10 protein-coding genes are annotated in these 13,475 nt (G+C 42.0%); all 10 read left to right on the top strand.

Annotated elements, in window-relative coordinates:
• Positions 1 to 25: 25 nt before the first annotated feature.
• Positions 26 to 1,045, top strand: coding sequence for a hypothetical protein (locus tag AC4HAL_RS01300; protein WP_491092596.1), 1,020 nt, complete (start codon positions 26 to 28; stop codon positions 1,043 to 1,045).
• Between the two features lie 303 nt (positions 1,046 to 1,348).
• On the top strand, positions 1,349 to 2,701 hold the full coding sequence (locus AC4HAL_RS01295) for a citrate transporter (protein WP_491092595.1): 1,353 nt from the start codon (positions 1,349 to 1,351) through the stop codon (positions 2,699 to 2,701).
• A 13-nt stretch (positions 2,702 to 2,714) separates the two neighbouring features.
• On the top strand, positions 2,715 to 4,838 hold the full coding sequence (locus AC4HAL_RS01290; RefSeq protein ID WP_491092594.1) for a hydantoinase/oxoprolinase family protein: 2,124 nt from the start codon (positions 2,715 to 2,717) through the stop codon (positions 4,836 to 4,838).
• Positions 4,835 to 5,563 carry a hypothetical protein gene (locus tag AC4HAL_RS01285; protein WP_491092593.1) on the top strand — a complete coding sequence of 243 codons (729 nt, stop codon included), beginning with the start codon at positions 4,835 to 4,837 and terminating at the stop codon, positions 5,561 to 5,563. The genes AC4HAL_RS01290 and AC4HAL_RS01285 overlap by 4 nt, the downstream gene beginning before the upstream one ends.
• Before the next feature lie 4 nt (positions 5,564 to 5,567).
• Positions 5,568 to 6,524: an NAD(P)-dependent oxidoreductase gene (locus tag AC4HAL_RS01280; protein WP_491092592.1), complete on the top strand. Its 957-nt coding sequence runs from the start codon at positions 5,568 to 5,570 to the stop codon at positions 6,522 to 6,524.
• A 216-nt stretch (positions 6,525 to 6,740) separates the two neighbouring features.
• Positions 6,741 to 8,195, top strand: a complete 1,455-nt coding sequence (locus AC4HAL_RS01275; protein ID WP_447451601.1) for a PTS galactitol transporter subunit IIC — start codon at positions 6,741 to 6,743, stop codon at positions 8,193 to 8,195.
• 26 nt (positions 8,196 to 8,221) lie between these two features.
• The gene (locus AC4HAL_RS01270; RefSeq protein ID WP_491092591.1) at positions 8,222 to 9,208 is read left to right on the top strand and encodes an amidohydrolase family protein; all 987 of its coding nucleotides are present in this window, start codon (positions 8,222 to 8,224) and stop codon (positions 9,206 to 9,208) included.
• 55 nt (positions 9,209 to 9,263) lie between these two features.
• On the top strand, positions 9,264 to 10,802 hold the full coding sequence (locus tag AC4HAL_RS01265) for an FGGY-family carbohydrate kinase (RefSeq protein ID WP_491092590.1): 1,539 nt from the start codon (positions 9,264 to 9,266) through the stop codon (positions 10,800 to 10,802).
• Position 10,803: 1 nt separating this feature from the next.
• On the top strand, positions 10,804 to 11,547 hold the full coding sequence (locus AC4HAL_RS01260) for a sugar phosphate isomerase/epimerase family protein (RefSeq protein ID WP_491092589.1): 744 nt from the start codon (positions 10,804 to 10,806) through the stop codon (positions 11,545 to 11,547).
• Between the two features lie 174 nt (positions 11,548 to 11,721).
• The gene (locus AC4HAL_RS01255) at positions 11,722 to 13,401 is read left to right on the top strand and encodes a BglG family transcription antiterminator (protein WP_491092587.1); all 1,680 of its coding nucleotides are present in this window, start codon (positions 11,722 to 11,724) and stop codon (positions 13,399 to 13,401) included.
• Positions 13,402 to 13,475 lie beyond the last annotated feature (74 nt).

Raw genomic sequence — 13,475 nt, 5'->3', positions numbered from 1 at the left:
ATTTTGGAAGGAGTGTAGAGTACAAATGGAAGTCAAAAAAATATTATCGGAGCCTTTACAATCTAGCTATTCGGTAGCCCGACTTCAGCATCAAGATGACGATTATTTGCTGGTAGCCTCGGAAGTTGAAGATGCTTGCTTTGCTTATGACCTCAATCGTTCTTTTGAAAGGACGGTCATTTGGGATGAAATCGGGGGAACTATGAGTATCATCCAGATTCCGGGAACTCTTGATTTCCTAGCAACCCAAAAATTTTACCCTGGCTTTAATGCTAAATCATGTCAAATTGTCAGAGGAAGCTTTTCAGAAGGGCGCTGGACAATTTCCAAGCTGGCAGACTTTCCCTATTTACATCGTTTTGATCTCATTGAACAATCTGATGGCAGCCTTCTCTTTGTTGGTTGTACCATTGCCAATTCTAAAAGTTTTGTTGAAGACTGGTCCGATAAAGGAAAAATTATCGTTGGACAGTTCGACGAACAAAATAACCAATTGGCTGATTTACGAACGCTCCCGCTTAGACTTTGTAAAAATCACGGTTACTACAGTGTTAAAGAGGAGGGGTATTCCTTGATAACAGGCGTTGAAGGAATTATAAAGTTAACCTACCCAGAGTATTCGGATACAAATGACTGGCGATTGGATTTGCTCTTTGGTGAAGAAACAAGCGATATCGTCCAGATTGATTTGGACAGTAACGGCGTTAAAGAAAATGTTATCATCCAAGCATTTCATGGTGATAAATTGCGAGTTTTGAATAATGACTTTACAGCAGAAATTTTTCATCATCCCCAAAAGACTCCTTTTGGGCATTCGATCTGGTCAGGCTATTTAGATGGACAGCCAGTGTTTGTATTTGGATGGCGATCTGATCAGGCTGATTTAATGCTCTACCGAAAGGTCGACGATAAAATTCAGATGGAACTGATTGACTCGAGCGCCTCTTCAAGTAACTGCTTAGCTTTTGAAAAAAACAGTAGAAATTACATTTTTTCTGCTAACAATGGACGCCATGAAGTGGCTTTATACCAGATATCTTTCTAAGAGCCTAGTTCGTGTTTTACAGGAGGTGACAGACCACGTATAGAAAGTGTTAGTTTAGCAGATTACCAAGCAGTTGGTAAAGCTTTACAGTTGCTTCAGAAAAGAGAATTTCTCCAAATTGTGGACGGATAGTATCCAAGTAGGATACTTATCTACGAATCCTATCTTATCAATTACTGCGTCAAACTGTTCTAGCTAAAGTAGCTAATATTAAACAGGGCTTTTGTCTCAACCTCGTTTGTTTCCAAGTGCTCAGTACTTAGGGAACAAACCTCTGCCGTATCTTAATAAAGGAGATGAACCATGATTCAAACGCTAATGGGAATTTTGTTATTACTGGTTTTTCTAGGACTAGTTGTTTATGCTGTCAAAGGCGGTAATCTGATGATTGGTATGCTGATTATGGCTATTCTATGGACCGTTATTCCTTTAATTGGCAATATATTGGTCAAGGATCCTCAGTTTATCGCCGATAACAAAGATGTTGTCACAATGTCTTTTAAAGATGTTTTAACCAATGTCTTTCAAGCGGGGCCGGAAGGCTGGGGACCAGTCTTAGTTAACTTCTGCTTTGGTGCATGGTTTGGCCGTGTTATGCTACAAACCGGCATTGCATCATCGATTATCAAAAAAACTGTTGAGTTGGGCGGCGATAAACCTGCCATAACAGCAACCTTACTCTTGGCAGTAACAACAGCCATCTTTACCAGTATGTTCGGTGCAGGTGCTGTTGTTGCTATCGGTGTTATCGTACTGCCGATTATGCTGACTCTAGGTGTCCCTAAGACTTTTTCCTTAGTTGCTTTTATGCTCTCTATTGGATCAGGACTCTACATCAACCCTTTGATCTTCAATCAGTACCAAGCTTTCTATCTAGGTCCTAAGGGTGAACAAACTTATTTCTACAATGCAACTTACTTACATTGGGGATTCATCGCCTTAGCCATTCAGCTGATAATCGCTATTATGATTATTGTCATTTTTGCAAACCGAAAGAAACGCGTTCACGCCTGGGCTGCCAAAACACCTGCTAAAGAACAAGAAGACAGGGTACCGGCTTTGGCTCTGCTGACACCATTTATTCCGGTTGTATTGGCAATTGGCTTTCAAGTTCCAGTTATTCTTGGTTTCCTTATTGCTAGTTTTTATGCCCTGGCAATCTGCGGCTATCTCAAGAGCTTCAAGGCAACTGGCGATATCTTCAATAAAACCTTCTATGATGGGGTTATTGACACAGCTCCCTTGGTCGGCTTCATGCTGATTATTCCCATGTTTAATAAGGCCTCAGAGCTAGCTGTTCCCTACTTTAATGCTTTGTTAGGAGGGGTTATTCCTCACTCTACCCTTATTATTTGTCTAGCTTTTGCCATTCTAGCACCTTTGGGCTTATTTAGAGGACCGTTTACACTGGCTGGTGCAGGAGCTGCGACTTTAGGCATACTAAAAAGTATTGGTTTTAGTACAAATCTGCTCTTCCCTTTGATGTATACGCCAACGATTACGATGAATATTTCATCTTGTATTACTCAGTCTTGGATTATTTGGGGTATCAACTATACCAAGGTAACGACTAAGGACTTCCTTAAGATTAGTATCCCTAGCGGTTGGGTCATCAGTGCTATTTTAGCTATGGTTACCTACTTTATGTTCGGTTAAAGGGGGATAGGTTATGTCAGGTAGAAAAGTAAGAATGGGAATTGATGTTGGCGGCACCCATACCAAAGCGGTAGCCATTGATAATGATACGCACGAGATCATTGGAAAGTCCTCCGTAAAAACAACCCATGATGATGAATTTGGTGTAGCCACTGGTGTCGTCACTTCCTTTGTCAACTGTATGCAGGAAAATAATATCTCTCCAGAAGATGTTGTGTTTGTGGCCCACAGTACGACTCAAGCAACTAACGCGCTATTGGAAGGAGATGTAGCTAAGGTCGGCGTACTGGGAACTGCCGGCGGTTTCTTTGAATCATTTTTGGCTAAGCGCCAGACTCATCTTGATGATATTGATTTAGGAACGGGGCGCTACATCAGGATTGTTAATGAGTTTCTGCCGGGAAGGGAATTCACCCAAGAAAAGGTTAATAAAAAACTGGATAGCTTAGAAGCACAAGGTGCTCAGGTGATCATAGCTTCCTCTGCTTTCGGGGTTGACGATGCCACCCCTGAACAAAATATTTTAGGTGAAGCTGAGAGCCGGGGGTTAATGGCAAGTACAGCGTCTGAAATCACCAAATTGTACGGTTTGACTCGTCGGACACGGACAGCGGCTATTAACGGCAGTATCCTGCCCAAAATGCTGGATACTGCTAGGCAGACAGAAACAAGCGTCCACAATGCTGGTGTTGAAGTGCCCTTGATGATTATGCGCGGTGATGGCGGTGTCATGGACATTTCAGAAATGAAAAAACGGCCTGTTCTTACGATGTTATCGGGTCCTGCAGCCAGTGTCATGGGGGCACTGATGTACTTACGGGCTTCAAATGGAGTTTATTTTGAAGTTGGCGGAACTTCTGTTAATATCGGTGTCATAAAAAATGGTCGGCCGGCGGTTGATTATTCTATTGTTGGTGGTCATAAGACCTATATCAGCTCCTTAGATGTCCGAGTCTTGGGTGTTGCCGGCGGTAGTATGGTACGTGTGTCCAAGGACGGTGTAGTAGATGTCGGGCCCCGTAGTGCCCATATCGCTGGTTTGGATTATGCTGTTTTTTCGGAAACAGAGCGTCTAGAAGATTGTGAATTGGATTTATTCCAGCCTAAGGATGGAGATCCGGAAGATTATGTCCGGCTCCGCCTAAAGGATGGTTCTTATCTGACCATTACTAATAGCTGTGCTGCCAATGTTTTAGGCTTAGTTAGTCCTGATGAGTTTTCTTATGGAAATGTTGAGGCAGCCCGTTTAGCCATGAAACCTGTGGCCGATTACATAGGAACTAGTGTTGAAGAGCTGGCTGAACAAATACTGCATAAAGCTTATGAGAAGATTGAACCTGTCATTATGGAGTTGGCGGAAAAATACAAGCTGGGGCATGACCAAATTTCCTTGATTGGTGTCGGCGGCGGAGCAGCTTCACTGATAGGTTACTGCGCTGATAAGATGGACATCAAATATAAAATTCCAGAAAATGCGGAAGTTATTTCTTCTATTGGGGTAGCTCTTTCCTTGGTTCGCGATGCTGTAGAACGGGTAGTTCCCAATCCAACACCTGAGGATATCCGCTCTATTCGGCAAGAAGCCATTGACAGGGCTGTTGAAAGCGGGGCGGCACCAGCGACAGTTGAGGTGCACGTAGAAATTGATTCCCAAACGTCGAAATTAACAGCCATAGCTTTGGGTTCTACAGAAGTTAAATCCATGGATCTCCTATCTGCTGCGACGCAAGAAGAATTGATGACCTTAGCTGCCGAAGATATGGGCGTGCCAGTAGAAAAGGTTGCTATGAGACTGGATGGTGAGTTCTTTAAGATTATTGGCCGCACAGACGGTGATGAGGCTATCCGTATTTTGGACACCAAAGGCTTTATTAAAGTTCAAAGCAGTTCAGGAACAGCAGTAGAGATTCAGGTAAAAGATTATCAGGAGGCTGTTGCAGATTTTTATGAAAAATTGGCCGTCTTCACGACAGACAGCGTTTTGCGGCCGGACTTTTATATCTGTGTCGGTCCAAGAATCATGGACTTCAATGGCAGTATGGATTTTGAGCAAATTCTCCTTTTAATGTCTGTTGAAATGGACATGCTGGATCCTGACGAAAAAGTTATCTTAGTGGCGGTTAAAACACAATTATGATGAATATGAATATCAAGAAAATTTTCTTTCCTAATTCGCAGGCTCCTCCTAAACCGGAGGCAACAGACGCTGCGAGTGTACCAGACTTTGAGGCCTTTGTGGAATTGGTTATGGCGATTCCGGAAGAAAAATTTTATCAGGACGCTCTAAAAGCCGATCCTGTCTATGGGCGTATGACAGAAGAACTGAAGGCAGAATTGATTGCTGAAGCTGTCATCTGCGGTTCTGATTATGCTGAAAGTGTTAAAAAAGAAGCCCCTAATCTTTCTGTCTTATTGGAAAGAGAAGGGATTATTTATACCAATCCACCTAGACCGAATGGCGGTAGCTATCTTATTTTTGCCCAGTATGTAGAACCCAATAAAATCACAGTTTTTCAGGACAGTATTGATAAGTTTTTAAATTTGGTGAGTGGAACCAAATACCAGCATGACTTTTCAGAAAAAGCACTTAAGCAGCTGCTGATTGCTCATGAATATTTCCACTATTTAGAATTTAAAGATGCAGCATCAGTGATTACAAAAACGAAAAAAATGGTTTTATGGTCCCTTCTGGGGTATCGTTATCAGACGACCTTCATTTCCTTAAGTGAAATGAGTGCCATGGCTTTTGCGAAAGCTTATCTGGGGTTAGCGTACTCTCCATTTATTTTGGATTGTCTGCTCACCTACGCTTACAACAAAGAAATGTCTTACCAAATTTATCAAAATATAAGAATGGAGTAGAAATATGACAAAGAAAAAAATTCTTGTAACAGGTATCGTTCCTAAAGAGGGGTTAACAAAACTTTTTGAAGATTTCGATGTAACTTATTCAGATAGCGAACCCTTCTCACGCGAGTATGTGCTGGAGCATTTGCCCGAATATGATGGTTGGTTACTGATGGGGCAAAAGGGCGATAGAGAAATGCTTGATGCAGGTAAAAACTTAGACATCATCTCTTTGAATGCCGTCGGTTTTGATCATGTTGATATCGCTTATGCTAAGGAAAAGGGGATTGTGGTAGCGAATTCCCCCCAAGCCGTTCGAGTTCCAACTGCTGAGATGACTTTTGCTTTGATTTTATCAGCTGTTAAACGTCTGGCCTTTTACGATAAGATTGTCCGCAATGGAGAATGGATTGATCCCAGTGAACGCCGCTACCAAGGTCTAACGCTTGAAGGGGCAACATTAGGGGTTTATGGGTTTGGCCGAATCGGATCGACCGTCGCTAAACTGGCGCAGGCATTTGGAATGAAAGTTATCTATAATGATGCCTACCGCCTGTCAGAAGAAAAGGAAAAAGAGCTTAATGTCACCTATGTTGAATTTGAAGAATTGGTTGGAACATCGGATGTTATTACCATTCATGCTCCTTTCCTACCATCGACTAAACATAAGTTTAACAAGGAGGTTTTCAAGGCTATGAAAAATCGTAGCTACCTTGTTAATGCTGCGCGCGGCCCAATTGTATCCGAAACCGATTTAGTAGACGCCCTCGAAAAGGGAGAAATTGCTGGCGCTGGTTTGGATGTTTTTGAATTCGAACCAAAGGTTTCGGAAAAACTACGTGCCTTGGATAATGTTATGATGGCTCCCCATGCCGGTACAGGGACTATTGAGGGACGTCGTACTTTAGCAGAAGAAGCGGCAGAAAATATTCGTTCCTTTTATGCTGGACATCCTATCAACGTTGTTAATAAATAATTCTTAGATCAAGATTAGCTGTGCTCATCTATTTCGCTATTGACGGTTGTTTGCAAAAGGGGCTTCTGTGGTATGAGCTAAGGGGAAAAGAGAGTTTTAAGAGTACAAGATTTCTTCTCCTTGTGTTAAAAATCCCCCGCTACAGCCGATAGCGCAGGCCCAGCTATATTTTAATAGATAATAACGGAAACTTACCTAAGGAGATGAGGTTATCTTATGTTAGAAGCTCTGCACAATTTTTTTGATGCTTTTGGAGCATCAGTTGTTGTTCCTGTGATGATTTTTATTGTTAGTTTATGCCTAAAGGTTAATGCCAAGAAGGCTTTATTCAGTGCCCTGCGTGCAGGTGTCGGTCTAACAGGATTCAGCTGGATCATTTCCTCTTTTTCCCCCCTTGTCACTAAGTATATCAAAGCCATGGTTGAATCAACTGGTCTGAATCTGCCCATTGTTGATATTGGCTGGCAGACAGGGTCTCTGACCGCTTTTTCTTCAACGATTGGTTTATCATTTTTTGTCATTGGATTAGTAATTGAACTGGTCATCTTTTTGCTAGGGATTACACGCGTCTTTACCCCAGCTAACCTCTGGAACAACTTTGGTTATATGATTTGGGGGACGCTAGCCTATCAAGTGACCCATAATTTCCTTCTTTCCTTTGCCTTTATGGTTTTTGTTCTCCTCTACTCCTTAATCCTATCAGAAACTGTAGCTGACCGCTGGTCCGATTATTTTGGGATTAAGAATGCGACTGTGAACTCCATCCATAATATTGAAACCCTGGTACCTGCTCTTCTTTTGGATCCCTTGTGGAATGCTCTGGGATTGAGCAAGGTTAAGCTCAACCCAGATTCTCTAAAGGCCAAATTAGGTATCTTTGGTGAACCAATGACCCTTGGCTTTATCCTAGGTCTGATTATCGGTGTGTTAGGCAGTATTAGCCACCTAGGAGATATTAAGGCTTGGGGCGGCATTCTCCAATTTGCAGTAGCTCTAGCAGCTGTTATGACGATTTTTCCCTTGATTACCGGAGTTTTTGCTCAAGCCTTTGCACCTCTTGCCCAAGCCGTTGAACACAATAAGAAGAAGGAAAGTGAAGCAGAGGTCGCAGCAGTCAATAAGAAACGGTGGTTTATTGCAGTCGATGATGGTGTCGGCTATGGTGAGCCGGCAACCATTATATCTGGCCTGATTCTTGTTCCTATCATGGTACTTGTTTCCCTTCTATTGCCGGGAAATCGAGCTCTGCCAGTTGTTGATTTGATTGCTATACCCTTTATGGTGGAGTCTATGGTAGCCATCACTAAAGGAAATATTTTAAAAACAATTTTAAATGGCATTATTTGGTTCTCCCTAGGTCTCTATGCGGCCTCCTATCTTGGGCCAATTTATACCCAAGCTGTACAGCAAAACAACGCCTCCTTATTACCAGCCGGCGTGGCTATTATTATGAGTTTTAACCTTTTGGCTCATCCTTTGACAACCTTAATTTTTATAGCCTGGGTATCTGGGAATCCGCTTTGGATAGGCTTAACTATTATAATTTACCTTATCGCTCTGCTTTTGTTACGGACACGCCGTGACTCTATCTACACCTACCTTAATAAGATGGCAGATAAAAATAGTGGTTTTGAAGGAAGTTCTGAAAAAATCGTTCTCAGTGAGGACTGATGAACAAGCTAATGGAGGAAAAAACTATGAAAAAAATTGATGGACACGCTCATATTGTGGATGCTATTGCTGGCTTTAATGGGAAGGGTCGCTTGAATGCCCTTGGCAACGGCTATGCCATTTGGGACGATGGTGAAGTTATTAAATTGATTGAAGATAATCATGGCGATAGAAATTTTCTAGCAGAATCGCTACTGGATTATATGGATGCTAATGATGTGGAAAAGGCTGTGATTTTGCAGGGGCACCTCAACGGTTATCAGAATTATTACACCTACCAGACCATTAAGAAATACCCTCAACGGTTTACAGGGGCTTTTTCGGTAGACCCTTTTGCAGATAATGCAATAGAAATTGTACAGCGTCATGTTGAAGAGCTAGGCTTCAGAGCACTCAAACTTGAAATCAGTCAGGGTGGAGGTATCCATGGCTATCGCGGCCTCAAGACCCCTTTTCGGTTGGATTCAGACCCGCATGTCAGCAAGATTATGACCTACTTGCTTGATTATCCTGGCTTTGTCATAACTGTTGATTACGGTAACTGGGACCAAATCAGTCATCAGCCGGATGCTATTGCCAACTTGGCGCGCGTTTACCCCAGCCTTGATTTTGTTATCTGCCATCTTTCTTTTCCGCATGCAGATAATCCAAACCGCCTGCGCGCGGAAATTAGCAGCTGGAAAGATCTAGAGAATATTTACACCGATATATCAGCTATTCAGGATATTGACAGGCCCGATAAATTTCCTTTTCCAAAATCGAAGAAGAATGTGCAAATTGCCAAAGAAATTCTCGGTGCTAAGCGCATTATTTGGGGAACGGATTCTCCTTGGTCAGCTACTTTTAACACTTATGAGGAGCTGGCAACGTGGCTGGAACATACCGATCTTTTTACGCGGGAAGAATTAGAAGATGTTCTCTATAACAATGCTGAACGTGTTTACTTTAAGCCAGAATTTGTCAAGGCTAATCACGAGGCTTTTGATCCAGCTACTAAAGACTTGAATTTATAGGCAATAGAGCTGGGAAGATTTCTCAGCTCTATTTATTTTTATAGGAGGTAACGTCATGCGGTATTTTTTAAGCATTGATTACGGTGGTACCAATACAAAATCTGTCATATTTGATGAAAATGGCCAGCAATTAGCTGTCTCATCTTTTGAAACATTGCGTATCGAAAATAAACCGGGTTACAGAGAAGTTGATCTGGAAGCAACTTGGCAAGCCATCAGCCATGCTACTAGGAAGGTTATTGAAAAATCTGGCATTAACAGTCAGCTTATTTCAGCAGTTGCCTGTATCGGACATGGCAAGGGACTCTATCTACTAGATAAAAAAGGACATCCTTTTAAACGCGGTATTCTTTCGACAGATAACCGAGCTGTAGCCTTAGGCCGGGAATTTGAGCAGCGTGTATCAGAAATTTGGCCCTTGACCCAGCAGCATATGGTTAGTGTCCAGAATCCCATTCTTTTACGGTGGTTAAAGGAACATGAACCAGAGCTTTATCAGGAAATTGGCGCCATCTTATCTGCTAAAGATTTTGTCCGCTTTAAATTGACCGATAAGATCAACCAGGAGTACGGGGATGCTTCGGGAAATCACTGGATTAATTTTAAAACTGGGACCTATGATGAAGCCATTTTAGACTTTTTTGGCATACCTGAGATGAGTTCTGCCCTCCCCCCTCTTGTTGATTATGCTCAAGTTGTAGGTGGCGTCAGCAGGGATGCTGCTCAAATGACTGGTCTGATTGAGGGAACTCCTGTTATTGGCGGTTTATTTGATATTGATGCTTGTGCTATTGGCTCAGGTGTCTTAGACAACGATGTTTTTAGCGTGATTTCAGGGACGTGGAATATCAATACCTATTCCAGCAAAACAGCGGCTGACCAAGTCAGCGGTCATATGAATTCCTACTTTCCTAACCGTGATTTTTTAGTTGAAGCCAGCAGTCCAACATCTGCAGGTAATCTTGATGCGGTTCTTAAAATGCTGATGGCCGAAGAAATCAAAAATAGTCAGCAGGAAGGTGGTTCGATCTACGATAACCTAGAAGTTTTTCTGCAAGAGACCAATGCTTCCTACACCCCTGTCTTATTTTTCCCCTTTCTTTACGGCAGCAATCTCGGTCAGGAAGCCAGAGCCAGTTTTTTTGGCTTAAGTTCAACGACCACCAAGTCTCATCTGATCCGTGCTGTTTATGAAGGGATTGTATTTGCACACAAACAGCATATCGATCAACTTGTAAAAACAAGGGGGCGCAAGCCAAAAAAGATCAGACTATCAGGTGGCGCTACTAATTCAAAAGCCTGGATGCAGATTTTTGCAGATGGTCTGGCCATTCCCATCGAAACTGTTGAAGGGAGTGAGTTGGGTGCCCTAGGAGGTGCGATCGCCTGTTTGCAGGCAATTGAAGGTTTGAGTTTAGGCGAAGCCTGCTGCAAGATGGTGAGACCTAAAGATTACTTTGCTCCATCTGAGGCAGAGCATGCCTGCTATGAAGAAAAATATCGCGTCTACCAGAGTCTAATTAAGGCTATGCAGCCAAACTGGGAATCATTAATTGCTCTGGAGAATCTTAATGAATTAGCCAAAAGGAGTTAGCATGAAAAAAGAGGATATTATCATTAACAGTATCGCCTTTTTAAAGGACTTACAGGCTGGTAAGACTCAGGAAGAATTGCTTGCAGATGTTCATGATTTAGGATTTAGAAGCTTTGAAGTCCGACGTGAATTTATTAATGATAGAAAGACTGAGCTTTCTGGATTAAAGAAAAAAGCTGATAGCTACGGAATATCGCTATTTTACAGTGTTAATGAAGATTTGTTCGTCAACAGCAAAGTTAACCCTTTACTGCCCGATCTTTTTGAGGAAGCAAGGGTTTTAGCAGCTCCTTTTATCAAGTTAAATACAGGTGACAGTCAGGGGGTCACTGGTCAAGAGTTAAAAAAATTATCAGCTTTCCCTCTTGATAAGATCGGTATACGGGTGGAAAATAATCAAACACCTTGTCATGCCAGTCTAGCCAACTGTCAACACACGATGAATATGATAGGGGCTGCGGCTCTTCCTATTAGTTTCGTGTTTGATACGGGCAATTGGGCCTGGGTTCATGAATCCATTGAAGAGGCTAAAGAAGCTTTAGCTTCAGTTACTACCTATCTTCACTGCAAGAATTATAAGCTGGTCAATAATAAGCCTCAGCTGAGCGTCAGTCTATTTGAAGGTGAGTTGGATATCCGTCGGCTTATAGAAGCTTTTCCTTCTTTAGAATATCTGGCTTTAGAGTACCCATCAACTTCTGAGGGGCTTAGGCGTGATGTGAATTGGCTCATTGGCCTTGATTAAAAACAAGAAAGGCTAATTTCCTTTTTGTTTAGAAAGGGAATTCAGGATAAAAACCTATTAGACAAGAAAGATTTCTTAGGGTTTTTAGAGACTCTGTGGGATTCATCTACTTTATAGGAGTTTCTTATACTCTTTAAGTATTAATATCCTCGCAAACGATGAGAGGAGAAAAAAGTGATTTTTTTAGATAAACGAAGCTATGCCCTGCTCAATTATTTACTAAAGCTGGAAGAGCCAGAAACGATTATGGGCATATCAAAGGCTTTGAATCAGTCTCGGAGAAAAATTTATTACCATCTTAATAAAATCAATGAGGCTCTGCCCTTGGGAGTAGATAAAATTGTCTCCTATCCTAGGATCGGTATCGTATTGAATGCCCAACAAAAAATGGCCTGCCGTGATTTAATGAGCCGACTGGATGATTACTCTTATGTCATGAGTGTAGAAGAGCGCCAGCAGCTGATACTGCTCTATATCAGTGTAGCATCAGTCCGAGTAACAATTGATAGAATAATGAGTTTGACTGACGTTTCTCGCAATACAGTTCTAAATGACCTCCAAGAAATACGGCAGCAATTAGCGGATGATACCTTTGGAATTAATCTTCAAGTGAGCAAATCAGAAGGGTACTTTTTGGCCTGCCCAGCCCTGATCAAAATCCAATTTTCCTACAAACTTTTGCAAACCATTATTTATAAAGGTAGTGAGGCCTTCAAGGATATTGTTTACCTAAAAATTAAGGAATATTCGCCCAATAATCTTTATTTTTCTGAAAAAATGCGTGATTATTTAAGTGAACAGGTAGAAAGACTGAGCGACAAATTGGGAAAAAAAGTCAATCGCTACGATCGTCAGTTTATGGCTAAGGCTCTTCCCTATTTACTAAGTGCTTATCGCAACATGGTCTTATCTAAGGAGGATAAACTTGCCTTCAAACGTGAGTTTACCCTAGCTCGGGAGCGTAAGGAGTACAGTTTGGTGCAAGATTTAGCAGATGGGGTTTATCAGACCTTTAATCTTCGGTTGGATGAATTGGAAAAATCCATTGTAGCTCTTTTAATTCTGTCTTTTCGCAAGGATCGTGATGAACATGCGGACAGCCATGATTATGATGATATGCGCCAGCAGCTGGATCTATTTCTAAAAAAATTTGAAACTCTCTATTATTATGATGGCTTTGAGCACAGGGAGCTGCTTCTGGACCAATTAGTTGCCCATTGTAAATCGATGCTTTATCGGAAAACCTTTAATATTCCTTCCATTAATCCTTTGACCAAGCAGATAAAAGCGACCTACGGGCAACTCTTTGCCCAGACAAAATCCTGTGCAGATATTTTAGAAAGGGCGTGGATTATTAGCTTGACAGACGATGATATCGCCTATTTAACCGTTCATCTGGGCGGAGAATTGGAAAGGGAAAACCAGACTGAAGCGCGGTTTGATAAAGTCAGAGTAACCTTGGTCTGTGATGATGGTGTCGGTGTCCAAAGATTCTTCCTGTGCCAGTGTCAGCGGTTACTTCCTCATACTCAAATTGAGGCCGTCTTTACATCAGAGCAGTTTCATAGCATTCATGATCTGTTAACATCAAGCTTTGTCATCACGACTACGGATTCAACAGTTTTAGAGTCACCAGTACCAGTCTTGCAGGTGCACGCTATCCTAACGGATGAGGACAGTGTCAGGATGATCCGCTTTATTCGAGGAGAACACGAGAAAGACAGCAGCCTTGAGGAGACTTTGCGGGCCTCTGTTCATCCCTATGTGAAGGATACCAAGGATGCCTATGCTCTGGTCAAAGAGATAGAAAAGATCTTTTATCAGGAGTTACTGAAAGATGTTAAAAATATATGAGGTTTCCCCAATCGACAGCCTAGTTTTGAACACAAAAAAGTGTGAGACTTGGTCTTTTGTCCAGTTATACCCAA

Source organism: Streptococcus sp. ELY_125 (assembly GCF_058314535.1).
The sequence above is the reverse complement of the archived record's forward strand: the minus strand, read 5'-3'. Positions and strand labels throughout refer to the sequence as shown.